The following is a 23,221-nucleotide window of genomic DNA, read 5'->3' on the forward strand; positions in this document are numbered from 1 at the left end:
GCCCGTAGGCGGTTTTCCCCATTGACCGCGCCTCGCGCTCGCCCGACACTGGTGTCCTTATCATGAACCTCCGCCACGCCATCCTGATGTTGCTCGCTCTCACCGTCACGCTCCCCGCCCAACAGGCGCCGTACGATAATCCGCCGGAGGTGAAGCCGCCGTACTATCGCGTGCGCTTTGAGGCTTCGGTGAAGCCGGGTGAATTGATGTTTCCCGTGCAATACACGGTCTGGATTCCGGCCGGGGTGAAGCAATTACGCGGCGTGGTGGTGCATCAGCACGGCTGCGGTGAGGGCTCGTGTAAATCCGGCCAAACCGGTGCCTTCGATTTGCATTGGCAGGCGCTGGCCAAGAAACACAACTGCGCCCTGCTCTCGCCTTCCTATGAGCAACCGCAACAGGCCGATTGCCAACTATGGTGCGATCCGCGCAACGGCTCCAGCAAGGCCTTTCAGGAAGCGCTCGTTGAGCTGGGCAAACTCAGCGGTCATGCCGAATTGGCCACCGTGCCGTGGGCGCTCTGGGGACACAGCGGCGGCGGACATTGGGCCGGCGGCATGGTGATGCTGCATCCCGAGCGCGTGGCCGCCGCCTGGCTGCGATCGGGCGTGCCATTTCTCGCGGCCAATCCGGACCGGCCCACCATCAAGCCGCACGCTCTGCCCAAGGCCGCGCTCGGCGTGCCGATGATGTGCAATCCCGGCACCAAGGAAGGCGTCACCGTCAAGACCGGCCGCTTCGCCCGCGTGTGGCCCATGAACGAAACTTTTTTCAACACCGTGCGCGGCCAGGGCGGTCTGCTCGGCATGGCGATTGATCCGCTCTCCGCTCACGAATGCGGCAACCAACGCTACCTCGCCATCCCGTGGCTCGACGTCTGCCTCACCGCGCGTCTGTCCGCCAAGCCCGGTCAACCGCTCAAGCCCATGCCCACTCAAGGCGCTTGGTTGGCTCCGTTGCTCGGCAAGATCGCCGTGCCGGCCCCGACGGTCATCGACGATAACAAAGCCTCCTGGCTTCCCAACAAGGCCTTTGCCCAACAATGGATGCAGTACGTAACGGACACCAAGGTGATCGACACCACGCCGCCGCCGGCGCCCAAGAATGTGAAGTGGACCGGCCGCACACTCACGTGGACTGCTGAAGCTGATTTGGAAAGTGGCATATCCCATTTCATCATCCTCCAAGGCAGCCGCCCCATCGCCACCGTGCCCGAGCAACCGAGCAACCGCTTCGGCCGGCCGCTCTTTCAGGGGCTGCAATACAGCGACACACCGACCGTGCCGCTCACCAAAATGGAATACACCATGAAAGATACCGCCATTCTCACCAAAAGCGCCTACAAGGTCGTGACCGTCAATACCGCGGGATTGCGATCAGAGTAGAGTCGAGGTATCGGATGTCTCGCGAAGCGACGCGATTGTGATGGGTTGTTTTTTCATACGAAAAGAGACGCTCAACCAATCCCATCGACAAGCCTGAAGGCCGGCTTTATACTGGCGCAGCCATTCACTCACGCCATGAACAAAGTATCCCGTAGAGATTTCGTTAAAACATCCGCCGCCGTCAGTAGCTTTTTTGTGCTGCCCTCCGGGTTACGGGCGAACTCGCCCAATAGCCGGATTTGCACCGCCCACATCGGCACCGGCGGCAAGGGCCGCGTGGATACCGGCCAATTGCTCGATCACGCGCACGCGCAGGCCGTTGGGTTTTGTGATGTGGACCGCGCGCGGGGCATGGCCGATTCCTGGCTCTCCAAGCACAAGAGCGCGAAGTTTTTCCAGGACTACCGCGAGATGCTTACGGCCCTTGGCGACAAGGTGGATGTGGTGTCCATCTCCACGCCGGATCACACGCATTACCCGGCCACCATGGCGGCGATGAAGCTCGGCAAGCACGTCTACACGCAGAAACCGCTTACCCACAAACTCACCGAAGCGCGCGAGCTGGCGGAATTTGCCGCGGAGAAAAAGCTCACCACTCAGATGGGCATTCAGAACCAATCCCGTGCGCCCTACCGGTTTACCCGCCACCACATCAAGGCCGGCATCATCGGCAAGATCAAGAAGGTCTACGTGTGGTCGTTCAAGAATTGGGGCTATGACGGCAAACCCTACGCCGAAGAATCGCCCATTCCCGAAACGCTCGACTGGAATCTCTGGCTGGGCACCGCGCCGGTGCGGAAGTTTACCTCGAAGGTCTATCACCCCGGCCAATGGCGCAAGATCCTCGACTACGGCTGCGGCACGTTGGGCGACATGGGCATCCACATTTTCGATACGCCCTTCAAATCGCTGGACCTCACTGACCCGCTCTGGGTCGAGGCCGAATGCCGCGCGCCCAACGGCTTTGGGCACGCCGAGCAAAACAAGGTGCATTACGGCTTTAAGCCCACGAAATATACCACCGACGATTTCACCTTCACGTGGTGGGATGGCGAAGGTGCCCCGCGCCATGGCGGCAATCCGGATCTCCAACTGCCCAACGGCGACAAGCTGCCCAAGCAGGGCGCCCTCTACGTCGGCGAAGGCGGCCGCATGGTCCTGCCGCACTGCGCCGCGCCGACCTTTTACCCGGATTCCGTGCTGAAGGATGCGGACACGAAGGCCTTCGGCAACGTCAACCATTACACGCAGTTTCTCGACGCCATTGAGGGCAAAGACAAAACCCTCGCCGGCTTCGACTACGCCGGTCCGCTGGCGGAATCCCTCTGCCTCGGCGTGGTGGCCTGTCAATTCCCCGGCAAACGCCTGCAATGGGACTCCAAGAAAATGCACGTCCCCAACCTCGCCGCCGCCAACCCAATGCTCGAAGGCAAGTACCGGAAGTTTTAGGCCGCAACACCCGACATCGGTTGTGCCCGGGAAAATGTGGAGTTCTCCGAACGCCTGAACCGGCGCGCCTTCTCCGTTGGTTCTCCTGAGAAAATCATGCCCCAATCTCCCATCACCATTACTTCGGCCGAGGTCATTGATCTGCGCGTGCCCACCTCGGACCAAATGCTGGGTTCCGATCCCTTTCATAAAGCACCGGATTATTCCTCGGCTGTACTGCATCTGGAAACTGATTCCGATCTGCGCGGTGTGTCGGTGGTGTTCACTATCGGCGCGGGCACGGACTGGATGTGCCACGGCATCCGCGACCTCTGCCAACTCGTGGTGGGCACGCGGCTCGATGAATTCACCGCCGCCCCGTTCCAACTCTACCGGCGCCTGATCGATCATCATCAACTGCGCTGGCTGCACGACGGCGTGTTTCGCATGGCCGCCGGCGCCGTGTTGAATGCCATGTGGGATCTGTGGGCCAAATCCCTCAATCAACCGCTCTGGAAATTGCTCGTGGATTTGGAGCCGGAATTCGTTGCCGACTGCATCGACTGGCGCAACCTCGGCGATGCCCTCACGCGCGAGGAAGCCATTGCCCTCCTGCAAGCCCGCCGCGCCGAGGTGCCCCAACGCGAAACCGCCATGGCCGAGCGCGGGCCCAAGGCCTACTGCACCGCCGGTTGGCTGGGCCTGAGCGATGAAGACATTCTCGGCACCATCCGCAAACTGCAGGCCGAAGGGTTCGATGCCTTCAAGCTCAAAGTCGGGCAGGACTCCGCCCAAGACGTGGCGCGCATTCGCTTCATGCGCGACGCCATCGGGTCGGACGCCCAACTGATGGTCGATGCCAACCAATTCTGGGGATTGGCCGAGGCCAAGCAACACATCGAGCTATACCGGCCGTTTGATCTGAAGTGGGTCGAGGAACCCATCGCCCGCGACGACGTGCTCGGTTATGTGGAATTGGCCGAGACCTTCGCCGATGCCTCCTTTGATTTTGCCTGTGGCGAACAAGCGGCGTCCCCAGTGATCTTCAAGCAACTCCTCAAAAGCGGCGCCATTCGTTACTGCCAAATCGATGCCGTCCGCGTCGCGGGCGTGAACGACGTGATGGCGATCATTCTGCTGGCCGCCAAGTACGGCGTGCCCGTCTGCCCGCACGGTGGCGGCATCGCCCTGTGCAACATGATTCAGCACTACGGCATGTGGGATCAGATCGCCGTGGCCGGCCATTCCGACACGCAACTGGTGGAGTACATCGATTTCCTGCAAGACGCCGTCGAGCATCCCGTGGCCGTGCGCGATGGCTGCTACGTCACCCCTTCGGCCCCCGGTTGGGGGCTGGAGTTTCGGTCGGAATTCATAGATCAACACCGCTACCCTGATGGAGCGCATTGGATCAACCGCCCCTCAAACAAAAAGGGCGTCCATTTCGAAGCACGCTAAAAACTTGTTCCATGTTCCAATCCCCCTGTAACCATTACTGGGTAGCAACGTCACATCCTCTTTAATCATGAACCGGAAAACTCAATCGACCCGCCGGACTTTTCTCAAGGCGGCGGGCGTTGCCATTGCCCTGCCTCCGCTTGAATCCTTCGGAACGCCGGCCGCCGCCCAGCCGCCGATGGGGCTGGTGTGCATCTGCACCGGATTGGGGATGAACCCAGCCACCTTTTTTCCGAAAACTTTTGGGAAAGATTTCACACCTTCGCCGGTGCTCGCCCCGCTCGCGCCGTTGCGAGATGACCTGACCGTGTTTTCCCACATGGATCACCCCTCCATCTTCACCAAGCACGGCGGGATGAATTCCTTCCTCAGTGGCGTGGATGCGAAAAAGGCGCGGACGGGCGAAAATCAATCCCTCGACCAAGTAGCGGCGGCGCACGTCGGATACCGGACGCGATTTCCTTCGGTCCACATTTCTCTGGGAGGCAGTCAGGGCAGTTCATGGACGGCATCGGGAATCAAGGTGCGCGAGGAGAGCGATCCTTTGCTGTTGTTCAAAAAACTGTTTGTGACCGACTCCCCCGCTGCCCGCAAAGCCCGCCAGCTTGAACTTGATCGGCAGGGCAGCGTGCTGGATCTCGTCCGCGGCCAGGCGAAACGTCTGGAGCACAGCATCAACGCGGCGGACAAAGCCAAGCTCGAGGAATACCTGACCGCCATTCGCGAAGCCGAGGAACGCATCCAAGGCATTCAACGCTGGCAGAAAATTCCAAAACCCAAAGTGGCCGTGAACGACACGGTCCACCCACACGGCGGGATGGACTACAGCACCCTTTCGCCGTTGATGTTCGACCTACTCCATCTGGCGCTGCAAAACGATTCCAGCCGCGTCTTCACCGCGGGCTTCGGCATGCACAACCACGTCATCGAACTGGACGGCGTGACCGGCGGTTACCATGGCCTCAGCCATCACGGCAATCTGCCCGACCGATTGCGGGAGCTTCAAATCATTGAGACGTTTTACATGAAACAGATGGCCCGCTTCGTGCAACGCCTCAAGGACACCCGGACGCAGGACGCCAACCTGCTGGACCGCACCATGGTGCTGTTCGGCAGTGGTCTGGGTGATGCCGCCCGCCATTCAAACCGCAACCTGCCCATGGTTCTCGCCGGAGGCGGATTCCAGCACCGCGGTCACGTGGACGCCATGCGGCCCGACCACAGTCAGACGCCCTTGAACAATCTTTACACCACCATGCTGCAAAATTTCGGCGTGGAAACCGAACGGTTCAACGGCGCCACGGGCACCTTCGACTTAAGCTAGGCCATGTCCACCGCTCAACTGCCACGAATCCTCCGCCTAGCCCTTCTGGCCGCGCCAATGCTACTGACGGCCCTCACCACGCGGGCAGACGGAGACGCGGCGACTCACAAAGAATTTTTCAAAACCCACTGCCTCAAATGTCACGGACCCGACAAACAAAAGGGCGACGTGCGACTGGACCGGTTTGAAGCCATCGATCCGGAGCTATGGTTGCGGGTATCCGAACAGTTGTCCCTCCGGGAAATGCCTCCCGAAGATGAACCTCAACCCTCTGATCCCGCGCGCGCCGCATTCACCGCCCTCGCCCTGAGCAAGGCGGCCAAGGACAAACCGACTCGCGCATCGGGACTGCGGCGGCTCAATAAACGGGAGTACAGCAACACCCTCCGCGACCTCCTGGGTTTGCGAAACGGAACGTTTGATCCGGCCGAATACGTTTATGACGACGAGATCGATCACGGCTTCGACACCGAAGCCGAGCAATTGGTAATCTCCAACGAACTGCTCATCGAATACATGGCCGCCGCGCGGAAGAGTCTGCAATACGCGCTCTTTTCACCCGGCGCCACTAAGCCTTCCCCGCAAACGATTCAGGTGCCGCTGCATCGCGTCACCGGCACTTCAAGCCGTTATATCAACACCGCGAAGAACTACGCCATCGGCCGTTCCGGCGGCAAAGCCAAGCTCTTTGACGGCTCCCCCAGTCGCGTGCCGGCGTACCCCGGCCGATACCAACTCACCGTCACCGCATCCGCCGTGGACCGGAAATTCTACCCCATTCCCTTTACGCCGGAACAGGGGCCGATCCTGATGGGCTTCGGCGTCATGCAGGAAGTCTCCGACTCCCTATCCGCCCAAGGCACCCTCCATCGCACCTTCGAACTCAAGGATGATAAGGCGCAAACCTTCCGCTTCAACAGCTGGATTGATCGGAATCATTTTCCCTACCTCACCTTCAAGAACGGTTCATCAAAACCCATCACCCAAATCCGCTCCAACATCCGGCGCAAAAACCTTCCGCCCTCTGCCCTCAAGCAACCCTATCGCGGGCCCGGCATCAAAATCACCCGCTTCACCATCGAGGGCCCCTTTTATGACGAATGGCCGCCCCCATCTTTCCGCGCCACCTACGACGCCGAGACCGTGCCGGATCTCAGTCAGGCGACCGAACGCGAGCAACTCATTATGCGGTTCGCCAAACGCGCCTTCCGCCGGCCCGTCACCCAAGCGGAAATCCGGCCTTACCTTGATTTTCTGGAGAAAGAACACCGGGCCCGACACGACTGGCACGAGGCGCTCATCGAAACGCTCTCCGCCATCCTGTCCTCCATCGATTTCCTTTACATCCACGATGCCGGTAACGCCGCCACCCTTTCCGCCCATGGTCTGGCCAACCGCCTCTCCTACTTCCTTTGGAGCAGCATGCCCGATGCCCAACTGATGGCCTTGGCCGATTCCGGAGAACTCCTCAAGCCGGCCGTCCTCCAGAAACAAGTCCAACGCCTCCTCGCCGATCCCCGCGCCATTGAATTCAGTCGCAGCTTTGCGGATCAATGGCTCGCCCTCGACACCCTCGGCACAATGCCACCGGACGTAAAGAATCCGCAGTACCGGAGCTATTTCCGAAACAATCTGGAAGCGGCCATGAAAGAAGAAACCCGCGCCTTTTTTCATCACGTGCTCCGGGAAAACCGCAGTATCGCCGACTTCATCGATTCCGATTATTCCTTCCTGAACAAAAGTCTCGCTCAACTCTACGACATCCCCTTTGCCGGAGGCGCCCAACTCGTCCGCACCCCCTTCCCTCCGAACACGCCGCGCGGGGGGCTGCTTGGTCACGGCAGTATCCTCACCCTCACCTCCAACGGCGTCGAAACCTCCCCCGTCGTGCGGGGTCACTGGGTGCTGGCCGAAATGCTCGGCACCCCGCCACCGCCCGCGCCCAAAGAAGTACCCGCCCTCGTGCCCGACCTCAACGGAGCCACCACCGTCCGCGAACAACTCGCCAAGCATCGCACCAATGCCGCCTGCGTCGAATGCCACCGCAAAATGGACCCCATCGGCATGTCCCTCGAAGCCTACGACCCCATCGGCCGACTGCGTGTCCGGTACGAAAACAAACAACCCGTCACCACCTACGGCACCTTTAAGGGCACGGACATTGAAGGCGTGCAGGATCTGAAACGAATCCTTCTGCAAGACCTGCGCCCCTTCGCCTACAACCTGACCGTTCGCCTTGCCGAATACGCCAAAGGCCGACAGCTCGACGCCGCCGATTTCGTCGTAGTCAACAAAATCGTGGACCAAGCCGCCGACCACCGGCATCCCCTGCGCCACCTCGTCGAAGCCATCGCCACCGGGGATCTGTTGCGGCAGCGTTAGCCCGCATCTTTAGCTCGCGCCAGCGGCAATTTTGGCCAATGCTCGGCCGATCCTATGAAGCACTTCTCAGTCGTCTTATCGCTATTCCTATCGATTTCAGCATTAGTTGCCGGAGATACCCTTCTCATTCGCACCCAAGCCGAATGGAAAAAAGCCGTAGCCGATTCCAAGGGAGTCGCCATTGAAAATGGCACCGTGACGCCCACCGAAAAAGCCGGACAGATCCGCACGCACCTACAAAAATTCGACCGCAAACAAACGGCCAAGGCGCTGACCCTCACCCAATCGGCCGTGTGGCAAAACTGGAACCCGATCGAAAACCTCGGCCCGGCCAACCTGAGCGATGCCCCGGTGCTGCTCACCGTGGGACCGGGTAACTATTGGATGTTCGGCCGCTACGGCGGTCGACGCGGCGGCGCATTCAAAGCCGAGAAGGCAACGCTGAAGGGTTTTGATATGCCATTGCGGACGACCCCTTTCCCCAACCAATTTAACGCGCCCGGTGGGCTCAAGCCGGGCAAGGGCGGCTACCACGCCTGGCAAAGCCGCGACATGAAGAACTGGGTGCACCACGGCCCCGTCACCGAAGGGTTTTCCCGCTGGGTCACCAGTGCCGAGTGGGTCGATGGCAAGGCCTACATCTACTATGATTTTCCAAACGATCAGGATCCGCACGTCTACGTGGACGACAACCTCTTCGACGGTGTCCCCGGCAAAAACATGGGCATCGCCGTGAAGGATCCCTCGCACGGTTCAGACGCCGGCTTCATCCGCGATCTCCAAGGCAACATGCACGTGATCATCGAGGACTGGAGCCCGATCAACGCCAGCAAACGCTCGTGGGATTCTCCGCTCGCCGGCCACGCCGTGAGCCCGAACGGCCTGAACAATTTCAAGTTCCAAAAACCCGCCGTCGACAACCGGACGAAACCCACCGGCAAGATCGCCACCTACAACCATCCGCACTGGCTCAAGGAGGATCCGAAGCGCTTCAAGACCAACGTCGCCAAGTACGAAGTGCACCAGCCGGAGCAGGAAGCCTACGGCGATTGGGCGGCCATTTGCATCGGCGGCCAATACTATCTCTTCGGCGATTACGATCCCGCCGGCGGTCACCAAATGAGCGTCGGCTGGTTTACTTCTGCGTCCATCAATGAACCTTTCAAGTGGTGCGACAAAATCGGTAACGGTCACCCCGATCCGGACGTCGCCTTCGCCGAAGGCCAGTTCTATCTCGCCACCCAACAGCGCACCGACTACGTGAGCCCCGGCCCGTGGGTTGAGACCGTCACCGCCCGCGTCGGCGTCGATACCAACAACGACGGCAAGATCAACCAGTGGACCGACTGGACCGAGGTCAAGGAGACCTACGACTACATCAAGGGCTACTCCAAACAAATCCAACGCACCCCCGCCGCGCTCGATCTCTCCAAGCTCCCCGCTGGATTTGCCTTCCAGATCGAGTTGAAGATCACCGACTCCACCGCCAACAAATCCAAGCCCATCCTCGAGAGCCTGCAGCTTGAACTCAACTAACCGCGCGCGATGTCCTTACGTTTAATTACAATCCTGACGACGCTGTGGATCGGTCTGCCCGCACAAGCGGAGCGAGCCAACCGCCCCAACTTCGTGGTGATCTTCACGGACGACCAAGGCTATGGCGATCTCAGTTGTTTCGGGGGCAAGCATGTTCACACCCCGCGCATCGATCGCATGGCCAAAGAAGGCGCCAAACTCACAAGCTTCTACGTGGCGGCCCCGGTTTGCACTCCGTCCCGAGCCGCGTTGATGACCGGTTGTTACCCATCGCGTATCGATATGGCGACCGGCTCGAATTTCGCCGTCCTGCTGGCAGGAGACCCCAAGGGGCTGAACCCCAATGAAATAACCATCGCCGAAATCCTGAAAACGGTCGGATACAAAACCGCCATCTCCGGCAAATGGCATCTCGGGGATCAACCGGAGTTTCTGCCCACTCGACAAGGGTTCGACGAGTTTTTTGGCATCCCCTTCAGCCACGACATTCATCCGTTTCACCCACGCCAGAACCACTTCAAGTTCCCGCCCTTGGCCTTGCTCGAAAACGAAACGGTCACCGAAATGGATCCCGACGCAGATTACCTGACCAAACGCATCACCGAACATGCGGTGTCATTCATTGAGCGCAACAAGGAAAACCCCTTCTTCCTCTACGTCCCGCACCCCATCCCGCATAAGCCACTCCATGTGGCCCCGCCGTTCATGAAAGGTGTGGCGAAGGAAATCACTGAGAAACTAAAACTCGAGAATGGCACGGTCGACTACAAGACCCGCGACCGTCTCTTTCGTCAGGCCATCAACGAGATCGACTGGTCGGTGGGGCGCATCCTCGACACCCTCAAAAAGCACGATCTTGACGACAACACGCTGGTGATCTTCACCTCCGATAACGGCCCCGCCATTGGCAGCGCCGGCCCGCTCAAAGGCCGCAAAGGCAGCACCTTCGAAGGCGGTATGCGCGAAGCCACAGTGATCCGTTGGCCCGGCAAAATTCCGGCGGGCAAAACCAATCCCAAACTCATGACCACCATGGATCTACTCCCCACCTTCGCCAAACTCGCCGGCGCCAAGCTTCCGAATGACCGCGTCATCGACGGCAAAGACGTCTGGCCGGTACTCACCGGCAAGGCGAGCACTCCGCATGAAGCCTTTTTCTACCACAGCCGCACCAACCTCAACGCCGTGCGCTCAGGCAATTGGAAGCTCCACGTTAACAAAGGCAAACCCACCCAACTGTACAATCTGGAAACCGATATCGGTGAAAAACAAAACGTGCTCAAGGCAAACCCTGACATTGTGCGTCGCCTCCAAAACCACCTTCAGGTGTTCACCAAGGATATCGCAAAAAACAGTCGGCCGGCCGCCTTTGTAAAAAACGCCAAACCCCTTTCCAAATAACTCATGAAACCTGCCTCACTCCTGAAGCTTGTTACTGAATTTCAAACACGCCAAACTCGACTGGTAACGAATCGTTCTCTGAAAATCACTCGTGTCCATTCGTGTTTACAAAAAGGAACAATCCAATGAAAAACTCCCCCCTCTGGCTCTGCCTCACCGCCCTCGCCTTCGCCCTCCACACCTCCCCGCTTCTGGCCCAGGAAGGTCAGGCGAATAAGCCGCGGGTGAATAATGAAAAGCCCGGTAGCCGCGGACAGGTGAAGCGCGTGCATCCGCATGCGCTCAAGCTGATCCTGCAGGGCAAGAAAAAGGAGGCCGCTGCCTACCTGTTTGAGACCTCCGCCTTTGAGGTAAATCCCAAACATACCCAGCTGTTGCTGGACATCGCCAACGACAAGCCCAACGCCTGGAAGTACGATGCCAAGACCTGGCCGTGGGAGCGTGTGCTGCCCGATACCTCACTCAAAAAAGATGCCCCGAGCGAGAAGTTCACCATCGCCTTTGGCGGCGGCTCAGGCTACGTGCCCGCCAACGAACGCGTGTGGAACACCATCGGCGCCATTGATCCACGCGCCATTCTCCTGCTCGGCGACAATGTTTACATCGACGACCCTGAAACACCAGAAATGCAACTGTTCCACTACTACCGTCGGCAAAGCCAGCCCGAATGGATGAAGCTCGCCAAGCGCGTGCCCATCTACGGCATCTGGGATGACCACGACTTCACCACCAACGACGGCTGGGGCGGGCCCGATATCGAGAAGCCCAAATGGAAGCGCAAGGTCTGGGAAATTTTCAAGGAGAACTACGACAACCCTTACTACGGCGGCGGCGAGAAGCAGCCCGGTTGTTGGTTTGATTTCTGGATCGGCAAGGTGCACTTCGTGATGATCGATGGCCGCTACTATCGCGAATCCCCGCGCAGCAAGGAGAACCCTTCCATGCTCGGCCCCGTACAATTGAAGTGGCTCAAGCAAACCCTCAAAAAACCGGCCACCTTCACTGTGTTCTGCACCAACGTGCCCATCACCCCCAAGGTGAAGCCCGGCTCAAAGGATACTTGGGACGGCTTTGCCGGCGAACGTCAGGCGATCTTTGAGCACCTGGCCAAGGAGAAGATTCCCGGTGTCATCATCCTCTCCGCCGACCGCCATCGGTCCGATGCCTACAAGATCGACACCGGCATTGACGGCATGTACCCGCTCTACGAATGGCAGTCCTCACGTCTCACCAATCAACATGTGCACGGCCTGATCAAGCACTCGCTTTTTGGTTACAACGAAAAGCAATCCTTCGGCCGCGTGGACTTCGATCTCAAGGCCGACGATCCAACCGTCAAATACACCATCATCAACATCGACGGCAAACCCATCCACGACCTCACCCTCAAGCGCAGCGAACTGCAGTTCAAATAAACGAACATCCTTTCAACCATGAAACTCACATCCGCTCTCACCACCCTCGCCGTGCTCCTTTTTGGAGCGTTCACCACGCAAGCCGCTCCCGATGGCGCCCGGCCCAATGTGATTCTCATCATGGCCGACGACATGGGCTACGAAGCGTTGTCCGCCAACGGCAGCGAATCCTGCAAGTCGCCCAACCTCGACAAGCTGGCAGCGAACGGCGTGCGCTTCACCAACTGTTTCTCCAACCCGATCTGTACGCCGTCGCGGACGAAGATCATGACCGGCCATTACAACGTCCGGAACTACGTGAAGTTTGGCTGGCTGGATCGTGAACAAACCACCTTCGCTCATCAGCTCAAGGCTGCCGGCTACGCGACCGCCATCGCCGGCAAGTGGCAACTCGGCAAAGACAAGGATTCACCGCAGCATTTCGGATTCGAACAATCCTGCCTCTGGCAACACACCCGAAGTGGTCGATCCAACGAAGATGGCAAACGCATCGACCGCCGCTTCGTCAACCCACTATTGGAGATCAACGGCGTGGAGAAGGATTACACCAACGGCGAATACGGTCCGCAGGTCTGCACCGACTTCCTCTGCGACTTCATCGACGCGAACAAGAAGAAGCCTTTCCTCGTGTACTACCCGATGATCCTCACGCACTGCCCCTTCGACCCCACACCGGACTCCACCGACTGGGATCCCAAGCGGCTCGGTTCCACCACCTACAAGGGCGACCGCGAAGATCCTCAGCGCCACTTCATTGACATGGTTGCCTACGCCGACAAGGCCGTCGGACAGATCGTGGCGCAGCTCGAAAAATCCGGTGTGCGCGACAACACGCTAATCATCTTTACGGGCGATAATGGTACGGACACACCCATTGTTACTCCCTGGAACGGAACTAAGGTTGTGGGTGGCAAAGGCACCATGAGCGACACGGGCACACGCGTGCCGCTCATCGCCAGTTGGCCGGCTGGCATCCAAAAGCCCGGGCGCGTAGTGGATGATCTCGTCGAGTTCACCGACATGTTCCCAACGCTCTGCGAAGTCACCGGCGCCAAGCTGCCTAAGAACCATCCCGCTGACGGCGCCAGCATCGTCCCCGTACTCCAAAACAAGGCGTCCGCCCGCACAAAGGATTGGATCTACATCTGGTACCGCAAGCAGGTCATGATTCGCAACAAGCAATACGCCCTCCTCGCCAACCAAGACGGCACCAACACCGCCTTCACCCGCTATAAAGGCCCTTTTGACGGCAAGCAGTTGAAGGACAACAAACTCAGCCAATCCGAGCGCGCGCTCAAGGACCAGTTCGAAGCCAAGCTCGCCGAGCTGGCCAAGACCCGCCTCACCACCGCCAGCAAAGAAGGCCGCATCCAAGGGCTGAAGAACAAGACCAACCGGTAAGCTTTTTCAAATCTACCAGAACATGAAACCCCTTCACCTTTTCGCCGCTATGTTGGTGACCGTATTCACCCTGCCCGCGCAAGGCGCCAAGCGGCAACCACCGCCGGTTCGCAAATTTGATGGACCGGGCGCGCCCAAGTTCATTCGACTCGATGCCAAGCCGGGGCTCAACCCGCCCGTGGCCGCCAATGGCAATTACCTGATTGGCCCGGAATACCAGCCGGCGCCGGAGACGAAGGCCAACCCCAATGTGCCGCAGGGCAAGATTCACCAGTTCAAAATCGATTCCCGCACCACCAAGCTGCTGAACCCCGGCATCGCGCGCAAGGTCTTCGGCACGGTCGATCCCAACAACCCCAAGACCTTGATCGTGGACACGCACAAGATTGATTACGTCCGCCAGATCACCGTTTACGTGCCCGCCCAGTACCGGCCCGGCGAGGCCGCTCCTTTCATCGTCTGCCACGACGGGCCCAAAGGAAAACCCAACCTCACCTTGCCCCGCATTCTCGATAACCTGATCGCCCAGAAACGCGTTCCCGCCCAGATCGCTATCATGGTGGCTAACGGCGGCGGCGATGCTCAAGGCCATCAACGCGGCAAGGAATACGACACCATGTCCGGCCTGTTCGCCGAATACATCGAGACCGAGGTGTTGCCGTTGGTGGAGAAAAACTGCGGCGTGAAACTCACCAAGAATCCGGATGGCCGGGCCGTGATGGGTAGCAGCTCCGGCGGTTCCGCCGCCCTGATCATGGCGTGGTATCGCACGGATCTTTATCACCGCGTGCTGACCACCTCCGGCACCTTCGTCAACCAGCAATGGCCGTTCAATCCCAAGACCCCCGGCGGCGCCTGGGATTTTCACGACCAGCTCATCCCGCAGAGTCCCAAGAAACCGCTTCGCATCTTTCTGGCCGTGGGCGACCGCGACAACTTCAACCCCAACGTCATGCGCGACGATATGCACGATTGGGTGGAAGCCAACCATCGCATGGCCAAGGTGCTCAAGGCCAAGGGTTACGATTACCAATATCTGTTTTGCCAAAACTCCGGCCACGGCATCCGCAACGCCAAGACCCAGTTCCTGCCCCACGCACTGGAATGGGTCTGGCACGGCTACAAACCGAAGGAGTAAACTTCTGAGCAACTCCTTTTACTTCACAAAATTTCGACCAAAGTTACAGTAAATGAATAATGAAATTATACCTTATTTGGAGATGTGCAAACGTGAAGGATCAAGCCTGCAAAGAGGCATGAATTACCGACTCGGACATGACCACTCAGTTATTTTAATGTCTGTGCGTCCTGGAGCCCCATACGAAGACCGATTAGAAGACAATGGTGAAACACTTATTTATGAAGGTCACGATATAAACAGAACAAGAACAGGCCCAAACCCAAAAACAGTCGATCAACCAGAAAAGTATTCAACAGGCAAGTTGACTGAAAATGGAAAGTTTAATTAAAGCAGCCCAACTAGCCAAGCGGCGCGAACAATTACCAGAACGGGTACGTGTTTATGAAAAAATCAAACCCGGGATCTGGACTTATAATGGTGTTTTCCATCTCATTGATTCCTGGCGAGAAAAATCTAATCGAAGACATGTTTTTAAATTTCGCCTTGTTGCTGTAGAGGGCGACGAAGATTTCTCTCGACCTGTAAGTATTGACATTCCACACAGAAGAATAATACCGACGAATATCAAGTTAGAAGTTTGGACTCGAGATCAGGGCCAGTGTGTTGAATGTGGATCGGAAGACAATCTCCACTTTGACCATATCCTTCCTTTTTCAAAAGGCGGAACCTCTATAACAACGGATAACATTCAGCTTCTTTGCATGCGACACAACCTTAAAAAATCCGCGAAAATACAATAAATCCCTCCAGGTAATCGCAATGAAAACAATTGACATTTACTCTGTTGCATATGCGCTCGTTTTCTTTGCATTTTCACCTGCGGCCGCCGCCAAGCCCAATGTGCTGTTCGTCATTTCGGACGACCTGAACTACGCCCTCGGCGGAGACGGCCATCCCGAATGCAAGACGCCGAACCTTGATCGGTTTGCCAAGACGGGCGTTAGCTTTACGCGGGCGTATTGTCAGTTTCCGTTCTGTGGTCCTTCGCGGGCTTCCATCATGACGGGCCAGTATCCGTTGGTGAACGGCGTGATGCGCAACGGAGGCAAGGTCGATCCCAACCGGGTGACCCTTCCCCGGCACTTTGCCAACCACGGCTATTGGAGCGCGCGCGTGAGCAAGATCTATCACATGGGCATCCCCGTCGACATCGTGCAAGGAACGTCCGGCCCGGACCATGCCGCTTCTTGGAGCGAGGCCCATAATATCACCGCCCTCGAAACGATGACGCCTGGCAAGCTGGCCGATTACACGCATCCAGACGCCGCCGAGCATTACCCCGCCGAACGCGCCAAATGGGCCGCCGCGCATCGTGAAGGGGCTCCCTACAAAATGCATCCCTCCATCCGCGGCGATTACGCCGTGCTCGAAGTAGCGGATAAGGACACCGGATTACTCGCCGATACCCTGGCCGTCGACAAGGCCCTCGCACTGCTCAAAGGCCGCCAAGGCCAGGCCAAGCCCTTCTTTCTCGCTGTCGGCTTGGTGCGCCCGCACTTTCCGTTTGTGGCGACCGAGGGCAGCCTTGAACCTTATGATGCCCATCGAATGGCTCATCCGGATTTTCCGCAGGACGATCACGCCGACATGCCGACCGGCTCCAAGGGACGCATGATGGAGCTAAAGAAAACCGCCGTCCGGGAAGTCCGCCGCGGTTACTACGGCGCGGTCACTTACATGGACGCGCAATTTGGCCGCCTCATGAACGGGCTCGATCATCTCAAGCTTCGCGGCAACACCATCGTCGTCTTCGTCTCCGACCACGGCTATCTGCTGGGCGAACATCAGATGTGGAAAAAAGGCGTCCTTTGGAACGAAGCCATCCATGTCCCGCTCATCATTTCCGCGCCCGGCAAAAAGCAAGGCGCGCGCACGAATCACATCGTCGAACTCATCGACCTGTATCCTACCCTCGCCGAACTCGCGGGCTTGCCTCCCGAACCCAAGGCCCAAGGGCAAAGCCTCGTACCGCTGTTGAATAACCCAGACGCAAAACTCCCGCGTCAAGATGCCTGGACAACCGTCGCGCGCGGCCATGGCCTACGTTCCGGCAAATGGGCCTTCATGTGGTACCCCGCCTCCAAGCGCACCAAAACCGAAGGATTCATGCTCTACGACATGGAGAAAGATCCGAAACAATTCACCAACCTCGCCAATGACCCCGCCCACGCCGCCATCAAGGCCAAGCTCTTAGAGCGCTTGAAAGAACGGCTCAATGAAGTAAAGTGAACGGTGATGAGATTCTCAATTGCGCTATGTGCACTGGCCATTCTGACACCCGCGGTAATTGCCGAACCGCCGCCGGCATTGGAGCGTTACCGTAATTTGGAGTTCCCACCGCGACCGGAGAATTTTGACAAGGGTTGGCGTGAACGGGTAGCGCTGGAATTTGAGATTATCAATCAGGCCAACCTGTCCTCCCTGCGCGCGGGTCTGACTGACAAAAACGAATTTGTACGATCCATGGCCGCCCGGGCGCTGGGCATTCGTGGAGACAAGGCCTCGGCCAATGCGCTGGCGGAGGTGGCCCGGAAAGATCGGGAGTTCATGGTTCGCATTCGGGCCGTGGAATCACTTGGTCTGCTCAAGATGAAGGCGGAGGTGATTGAGGCGGCAAAGAAGGATCGCCAAGGCGCTGTGCGCTGGTCGGCTGATTTGGCCGCTGACCAGCTCAAGAGCAAACAGGATTGTGCCGGCCAAATTCGGCGGGCGTTTGCGGCGGGCATTAACCGCAAGAAAATGGGCTCGGCAATGATCGGGCAACCCGCTCCGGATTTCACCGCCCAAACGCTGGACGGCAAGCCCTTCAAGCTATCGACCGTTCTGGGCAAGAAACCCATTGCGCTGTATTTTGCGGCCTTCGATCAATGAGGCGGCTGCATGCATGAGCAGGCGCAGTTGCGCCTGAAAAAAGAAGAAGTCCTTAAGCTGGGTGCAGAAGTATATCTGATCCAGTCCCATGACCTGCTGCGCACCCGGGTGTTTAAGGAGGAGAATCGGTTGCTCTCCCGCGGCAACGGCCCGTTCGCCAAACAAAAGAGCCTCGTCTTCAGCACGGCACTGGCTGATCCGGCGGGACAGGCGGCAGCGATTTATGGGGTTGCCCGCAAATGCATCCGCTGGGGCGGCTGGGTAGAGAACAACCCTTGTTGGTTCGTTATCGATCGCAAAGGCATTCTCACCTACGCAGCGCATCCCACGTTTGCCTCGCCTACTTCCTATGTAAAGGAAGTTGACGATATGCTAAAAGCACTGGAGCAAGCTTCCCGCCACTCCAATTAGCCCCCGCTAAAAGCTGGCCTTCGCAGGCGCTTTGGTACAGATTCCCCGCCCATTATGATCCGTTTCCTTACGCTTCTCTTTGCACTGACATTGCCCATCAAGGCCGAGAATCGCCCGCCCAACATCGTGTTCATTTTCATTGATGACTGGGCCTGGAACGGCACCCCGATTGCCTTTGATGAGGCGATGGCCAATTCCAAAATGCCCGTGCTGCAGATGCCGCATCTCAAGCGGCTCGCACGCGATGGTATGAAGTTTCGCAACGCCTACGCCTCGCCGCAGTGTTCGCCTTCGCGTGTGTGTGTGCAGACCGGCCAATCCTCCCCGCGCAATGGCTACACCGTGTTCTCGAATGCGCTCGGGCAGGAATATTTTAACGTCAAGAAATCGCGCGGCCTGCCGGTGATCTCCTGCATCTCGGATATGACACTCGATCCCGAGGCCGTGACCATTCCGGAGGCGCTCAAGCCGTTGGGCTATGCGAGCGCGCATTTTGGTAAATGGCATATGCGCGGCGATCCCGGCGCTGAGGGGTACATCGCGCATGACGGCGATACCACCAACGACCCCGGCAACACCGTGGGCAAAGTCGCCCGCCAACCGGATGATCTTACCGACCCCAAGCTGATGTTCAGCGTCACCCAACGCTCGATGGACTTCATCGACGCACAGGCCAAGGCGAAGCGGCCTTTTTACCTGCAGATTTCCCACTACGCCATGCACGAGGGCCGCGAATGCCTGCCCGCCACGCGCACCAAGTACGTGAAACATCCCGCCGTGCAGGCCTACTACAAGCGCGCCGGCAAGACCGCCGACAACATCAACCGCAAACAAGACCCCGCCATCTGGCTGGGCATGGCGGAGGATCTCGACCGCTGCATCGGCGACGTGCTCGCCAAGCTTAAGCAGGCCGGCATTGCGGACAACACCTACGTCGTGGTGATGTCCGACAACGGTTATCGTCACAAGGAACTCAAGCTGCATCCCAAGCTCACCCAGCCCATGCACGCCCACAAATGGTGGGTGTGGCAGGGCGGCATTCGTGTGCCGATGATTGTGCGCGGCCCCGGCATCCCCGCCGGCAGGACGTTTGATGGCAACGTGGTGAACTACGATCTGCTCCCCACCTTCGTCGACTGGGCTGGCGGTCAGCCCGGGAAATTAAAAGACATCGACGGCGTTTCCCTCGCCGACTATTTGCGCGGCAAAAAACCGGACGAGGCTTTCCTCAAGCGGCACCTCTATTTTCATTACCCGCACAACCGCACCTCCATGCCGCACTCGGCCATTGTCTCCGGCACGGACAAGGTCATCCACTTTTACGACCACGACGACATCCCGATGCTCTTCGATCTCGCCAAGGACGAAGCCGAGACGACCAATCTTGCCGGCAAGCATCCAGAGCGCCATCAGGCGCTCTTCGGTGAGATGATGCGCTACCTCAAGGCCGTCGACGCCCGCATCCCCAAGGTGAACCCGGACTTCGATCCCGAGGCGTACAAACAAATGGAAGCGTACGAAAAACGCCTGCCCTACGGCCCGTTCAAGGGACGCCGGCCGGCCGGTGATGACGAATAATCCTTTAACACTCCATGAAACGAATGACACTATTGATCGCGGCACTGCTCATTGCAGTCCCGTTACACGGCGAGAACGCAGACCGCCCGAACATCCTCTGGATTACCAGCGAGGACAATAGCATCTCTTGGCTGAGTTGTTACGGTAGTAAAAATGCCAAGACCCCCAACCTAGATCAGTTTGCCAAGGAAGGCTTTCGTTACCTGCACTGCTTCGATAACGCGGCCGTCTGCGCTCCCACGCGATCTACTTGGATCACCGGCCATTACGCCATCTCCATTGGCACCCAGCCAATGCGAAGCCGTTACAAGATTCCGCACGACAAGATTCCCTACTATCCAGACCTATTGAAAGCCGCGGGCTACCACGTTTCTAATGGCGGTAAGACTGATTACAATATCGGCGGCAGAGACGATAAGGATACTTGGCGGGTCGATGGAAAACTAGCCAAGCGCCAGCCCGGACAAAAATTCTTCCAAATCCGCAACATAGGGGACAGCCACGAAAGCCGAGCCTTCCCGAAGAATGCCGGCCAAGTGAAGACTGACCCCGCCAAAATGGTCTTACACGCCTACCATCCTGACCTTCCAGAGATGCGGATGACTTACGCGACTTACACCGATGCGGTCCAGCGCATGGACGCCAAAGTTGGTGAAATTCTCGCTCAACTTAAGGCAGACGGACTCGCGGATGACACCATCGTCGTTTACTGTTCGGATCATGGCGGCGTCTTGCCTCGCAGCAAACGCTTCCTCTATTCGAGTGGAACGCATTGCCCTCTCATCGTTCGTATTCCAGAAAAATGGAAGCATTGGTGGCCCGCCGAAAAACCGGGGATGACCGTGGATCGCATCGTTAGCTTTGTCGATATGCCTAAAACATTCCTTAGCCTTGCGGGTGCCGCAGTCCCCAAAAGCTACCAAGGGCGCATTTTTCTCGGTGGCGACATCGAGCCGGCCCCAAAATACCACCTCAGCTTTCGGGAACGAGCCGACGAGTGCTCTGACATGGTCCGCGGCATGCGTGACGAACGGTATGCTTACATTAAAAACTATATGCCTTGGGCCCCTAACGGACAAAAGCTCCGATACATGTGGACGATGACCGGCACCCAAGCCTGGGAAAAACACTACCAAGACGGCAAGTGCGATGCGGTGACCGGACGTTTTTTCCGCCCTCGGCCCTCTGAGGAGTTCTTTGATACCGTGAATGACTTCGACAATATCCACAACCTAGCCAACTCCCCCCAACACCGGGCCAAGCTTACCGAGTTGAAACAGGCTTTACGTAAGAAACAATTGGAACTGTTCGACTCGGGTCTGCTGCCTGAAAACATGCGGGTACGCCGGGCCGAAGCCCATGGGCTGACGATCTACGAAATGGTCCGAGACCCAAAACTTTACCCTCTCGAAAAGTACCTAGACTTTTCCGACTTGGCCCTATCCCGAAATCCCACCAACCTGAATCAGCTGATCAAGGGCATGAACGACCCGGACGAAGGGATTCGCTACTGGGCCATCTGTGGCCTGTTCCTTCTCGAAGAAAAAGCCAAGCCTGCGCTCAAAACTATAGAAAAAGCGCTAATTGACGACAGCACTGAAGTCCAAATGATGGCCGCATGGACCCTGCACAAATTCGGAGACCAAGAGAAAGCCGCAGCCGCTTTATCCGCGGTCCACAAGGTCTCGAATAAGGACAAACCCCTTTATGAATCCATCAAGCGCTGGATGAACGCGGTTCACCCAAAACACTAAGCTCATACTCCGATGACCATTCACGCATCGCTCCGTTCACACCTGTTTTGCATTCTGTGGAGTTTCATACTGCTCCCGTTCATCACCCTGCCCGCGGCGACCAAACAGCAACCGAATGTCCTCTTCCTCGCAGTCGATGACATGAACGACTGGATCGGCTGCTTAAACACCACCCCACGGGCGCTCACGCCGAACATCGACAAACTGGCCGCGCGCGGCGTGAACTTCTCCAACGCCCACACCGCCGGCGTGTATTGTGCCCCCAGTCGCGCCGCAATTTTCTCCGGCCAATTCGCCTCCACCACCGGCTGTTATCAGAGCGCCACTTATTTTGTGGAACACCCCCAAATCGAATCGCTGCAAACCAGCTTCGCCAAGGCCGGCTATGCCACTTATGGCGGCGGCAAACTGTTTCATCATCCGGCCGGCAACATCGACACGCGCAACTGGACGGAGTTTTTTCTGCGCAATCCACACCAGCGGAATGCCGGTTGGCCGATGGAATCGTGGAGCAAGGAAACCCCCTTCCCTCACCCGTTCCCGGCCAGTTCGTACAACGCCGGACAGGAAATCAGTGGCGGCCTCTTTCTTGAGTGGGCGCCGATTCCGAATGATCAGGAGGAACACCTCGCCGACACCCAGCGCGCCAATTGGGCGGTGCAGCAACTCCAGAAAAAACACGATCAACCCTTCTTTCTGGGCGTGGGGTTTTACGCCCCGCATTATCCGAATTATTGTCCGCAAAAATATTTCGATCTCTACGAGACTGAGAAAATCAAACTGCCCCCGATCAAGAAGGACGACCTCGCCGATTTACCGGCTCGGATTCAAAAGATTCGAACCAACCGCGCCCGAGTCCATGACAAGCTGGAATCGCTGGACGCCGTGGATGACGCGATCCATGGCTACCTCGCCTGTATCAGTTATGCGGATGCCATGATCGGCCGTGTGCTGGATGCGCTCGAAGCCAGCCCGCATGCCAACAACACCCTCGTCGTGCTCTGGAGTGATCACGGCTACCATCACGGCGAGAAAGGGCAATGGGGCAAACACACCCTTTGGGAGCGCACCTCCAACGTCCCCTTCATCTGGGCCGGCCCCGGCGTCGCCAAAGGGGAGCGTACCGACGTCACCGTTAGTCTGATCGATATCTATCCAACCCTTGCCGAGATGTGCCAACTGCCCAAGCCGCATCAATCGCTCGAAGGCACCTCGCTGGCCGCCACCTTGGGCAAGCCCTCAGAAGCCAAGGATCGCACCGTGTTTTTGCCGTATCTGCAACCCGGCGAATACGCCGCCATCAACCGCGACTGGCGTTACATTCGCTATGCCGATGGCGAGGAACTCTACGATCTCAAGGCCGACCCGAACGAATGGCACAACCTCGCCGATCAACCCCGGCACGCGGCCGTGAAAACCAAACTAGCGGCAATTGCCCCGAAACAATTCGCCCCACAAGCCCAGAAGTTTAACGTCAAACGCGATCTCGTGGTGAAAGACGGCCGGTTTGAATGGAAATACCGAAAAGGCAACACCACGCCAACCCCGACCTTTAAACCGCCCGTGACGTCCAAACCCGTCGCCCCAAAACCAACACAGCCTAAGGAGAAATTACCCAATACACTTCACCTCAAGCGATAATGAACAGAACGAAATCAATGATCGCTATATCACGTGTTATAATCGGCCTACTGTTTCTACTGGCTGCCATCTTAACTGAAGCTGCGGACCGGCCA

16 protein-coding genes and 1 pseudogene are annotated in these 23,221 nt (G+C 58.0%); all 17 read left to right on the plus strand.

Annotated features, from left to right (window positions below):
* Nucleotides 1-62 precede the first annotated feature (62 nt).
* The 17 genes and pseudogenes from H8E27_11060 to H8E27_11140 all read left to right on the plus strand — a co-directional run bounded on the left by H8E27_11060 (nt 63) and on the right by H8E27_11140 (nt 23,126).
* On the plus strand, nt 63-1,385 hold the full coding sequence (locus H8E27_11060; GenBank protein MBC8326150.1) for a hypothetical protein: 1,323 nt from the start codon (nt 63-65) through the stop codon (nt 1,383-1,385).
* Between the two features lie 135 nt (nt 1,386-1,520).
* Nucleotides 1,521-2,834 carry a Gfo/Idh/MocA family oxidoreductase gene (locus H8E27_11065; GenBank protein MBC8326151.1) on the plus strand — a complete coding sequence of 438 codons (1,314 nt, stop codon included), beginning with the start codon at nt 1,521-1,523 and terminating at the stop codon, nt 2,832-2,834.
* Nucleotides 2,835-2,930: 96 nt separating this feature from the next.
* On the plus strand, nt 2,931-4,271 hold the full coding sequence (locus H8E27_11070) for a mandelate racemase/muconate lactonizing enzyme domain-containing protein (GenBank protein MBC8326152.1): 1,341 nt from the start codon (nt 2,931-2,933) through the stop codon (nt 4,269-4,271).
* A 67-nt stretch (nt 4,272-4,338) separates the two neighbouring features.
* Nucleotides 4,339-5,595, plus strand: a complete 1,257-nt coding sequence (locus H8E27_11075) for a DUF1552 domain-containing protein (GenBank protein MBC8326153.1) — start codon at nt 4,339-4,341, stop codon at nt 5,593-5,595.
* Between the two features lie 57 nt (nt 5,596-5,652).
* Nucleotides 5,653-7,977 carry a DUF1592 domain-containing protein gene (locus H8E27_11080; protein ID MBC8326154.1) on the plus strand — a complete coding sequence of 775 codons (2,325 nt, stop codon included), beginning with the start codon at nt 5,653-5,655 and terminating at the stop codon, nt 7,975-7,977.
* Nucleotides 7,978-8,031: 54 nt separating this feature from the next.
* Nucleotides 8,032-9,513: a hypothetical protein gene (locus tag H8E27_11085; protein MBC8326155.1), complete on the plus strand. Its 1,482-nt coding sequence runs from the start codon at nt 8,032-8,034 to the stop codon at nt 9,511-9,513.
* A 9-nt stretch (nt 9,514-9,522) separates the two neighbouring features.
* A complete protein-coding gene (locus tag H8E27_11090; protein MBC8326156.1) occupies nt 9,523-10,914 on the plus strand; it encodes a sulfatase in 1,392 nt (463 codons plus the stop codon).
* Nucleotides 10,915-11,039: 125 nt separating this feature from the next.
* Nucleotides 11,040-12,329 (plus strand): alkaline phosphatase family protein, encoded by a 1,290-nt coding sequence (locus tag H8E27_11095; protein ID MBC8326157.1) that lies wholly within the window; start codon nt 11,040-11,042, stop codon nt 12,327-12,329.
* Between the two features lie 18 nt (nt 12,330-12,347).
* A complete protein-coding gene (locus tag H8E27_11100; protein ID MBC8326158.1) occupies nt 12,348-13,730 on the plus strand; it encodes a sulfatase-like hydrolase/transferase in 1,383 nt (460 codons plus the stop codon).
* Between the two features lie 22 nt (nt 13,731-13,752).
* Nucleotides 13,753-14,868: an esterase family protein gene (locus tag H8E27_11105; GenBank protein MBC8326159.1), complete on the plus strand. Its 1,116-nt coding sequence runs from the start codon at nt 13,753-13,755 to the stop codon at nt 14,866-14,868.
* A gap of 52 nt (nt 14,869-14,920) precedes the next feature.
* A pseudogene (locus tag H8E27_11110) lies at nt 14,921-15,611 on the plus strand (HNH endonuclease).
* A gap of 19 nt (nt 15,612-15,630) precedes the next feature.
* Entirely contained in the window at nt 15,631-17,100 is a 1,470-nt protein-coding gene (locus tag H8E27_11115) for a sulfatase (GenBank protein MBC8326160.1), read from the plus strand.
* Nucleotides 17,101-17,106: 6 nt separating this feature from the next.
* Nucleotides 17,107-17,742, plus strand: coding sequence for a HEAT repeat domain-containing protein (locus H8E27_11120; GenBank protein ID MBC8326161.1), 636 nt, complete (start codon nt 17,107-17,109; stop codon nt 17,740-17,742).
* A 9-nt stretch (nt 17,743-17,751) separates the two neighbouring features.
* A complete protein-coding gene (locus H8E27_11125; protein ID MBC8326162.1) occupies nt 17,752-18,153 on the plus strand; it encodes a redoxin domain-containing protein in 402 nt (133 codons plus the stop codon).
* A gap of 54 nt (nt 18,154-18,207) precedes the next feature.
* Nucleotides 18,208-19,731: a sulfatase-like hydrolase/transferase gene (locus H8E27_11130; GenBank protein MBC8326163.1), complete on the plus strand. Its 1,524-nt coding sequence runs from the start codon at nt 18,208-18,210 to the stop codon at nt 19,729-19,731.
* Between the two features lie 14 nt (nt 19,732-19,745).
* Nucleotides 19,746-21,485, plus strand: coding sequence for a sulfatase-like hydrolase/transferase (locus H8E27_11135; GenBank protein MBC8326164.1), 1,740 nt, complete (start codon nt 19,746-19,748; stop codon nt 21,483-21,485).
* A 12-nt stretch (nt 21,486-21,497) separates the two neighbouring features.
* On the plus strand, nt 21,498-23,126 hold the full coding sequence (locus H8E27_11140) for a sulfatase (protein MBC8326165.1): 1,629 nt from the start codon (nt 21,498-21,500) through the stop codon (nt 23,124-23,126).
* Nucleotides 23,127-23,221 lie beyond the last annotated feature (95 nt).

It is taken from the genome of Limisphaerales bacterium (genome assembly GCA_014382585.1).
GTDB lineage: Bacteria > Verrucomicrobiota > Verrucomicrobiia > Limisphaerales > UBA1100 > JACNJL01.

What these genes read in the sequence shown, in the direction of transcription:
- H8E27_11125 (MBC8326162.1), top strand. Translation starts at nt 17,752, where the DNA reads ATGCATGAGCAGGCGCAGTTGCGCCTGAAAAAAGAAGAAGTCCTTAAG.
- H8E27_11105 (MBC8326159.1), top strand. Translation starts at nt 13,753, where the DNA reads ATGAAACCCCTTCACCTTTTCGCCGCTATGTTGGTGACCGTATTCACC.
- H8E27_11060 (MBC8326150.1), top strand. Translation starts at nt 63, where the DNA reads ATGAACCTCCGCCACGCCATCCTGATGTTGCTCGCTCTCACCGTCACG.
- H8E27_11070 (MBC8326152.1), top strand. Translation starts at nt 2,931, where the DNA reads ATGCCCCAATCTCCCATCACCATTACTTCGGCCGAGGTCATTGATCTG.
- H8E27_11080 (MBC8326154.1), top strand. Translation starts at nt 5,653, where the DNA reads ATGCTACTGACGGCCCTCACCACGCGGGCAGACGGAGACGCGGCGACT.
- H8E27_11085 (MBC8326155.1), top strand. Translation starts at nt 8,032, where the DNA reads ATGAAGCACTTCTCAGTCGTCTTATCGCTATTCCTATCGATTTCAGCA.
- H8E27_11140 (MBC8326165.1), top strand. Translation starts at nt 21,498, where the DNA reads ATGACCATTCACGCATCGCTCCGTTCACACCTGTTTTGCATTCTGTGG.
- H8E27_11120 (MBC8326161.1), top strand. Translation starts at nt 17,107, where the DNA reads ATGAGATTCTCAATTGCGCTATGTGCACTGGCCATTCTGACACCCGCG.
- H8E27_11115 (MBC8326160.1), top strand. Translation starts at nt 15,631, where the DNA reads ATGAAAACAATTGACATTTACTCTGTTGCATATGCGCTCGTTTTCTTT.
- H8E27_11090 (MBC8326156.1), top strand. Translation starts at nt 9,523, where the DNA reads ATGTCCTTACGTTTAATTACAATCCTGACGACGCTGTGGATCGGTCTG.
- H8E27_11075 (MBC8326153.1), top strand. Translation starts at nt 4,339, where the DNA reads ATGAACCGGAAAACTCAATCGACCCGCCGGACTTTTCTCAAGGCGGCG.
- H8E27_11100 (MBC8326158.1), top strand. Translation starts at nt 12,348, where the DNA reads ATGAAACTCACATCCGCTCTCACCACCCTCGCCGTGCTCCTTTTTGGA.
- H8E27_11130 (MBC8326163.1), top strand. Translation starts at nt 18,208, where the DNA reads ATGATCCGTTTCCTTACGCTTCTCTTTGCACTGACATTGCCCATCAAG.
- H8E27_11135 (MBC8326164.1), top strand. Translation starts at nt 19,746, where the DNA reads ATGAAACGAATGACACTATTGATCGCGGCACTGCTCATTGCAGTCCCG.
- H8E27_11095 (MBC8326157.1), top strand. Translation starts at nt 11,040, where the DNA reads ATGAAAAACTCCCCCCTCTGGCTCTGCCTCACCGCCCTCGCCTTCGCC.
- H8E27_11065 (MBC8326151.1), top strand. Translation starts at nt 1,521, where the DNA reads ATGAACAAAGTATCCCGTAGAGATTTCGTTAAAACATCCGCCGCCGTC.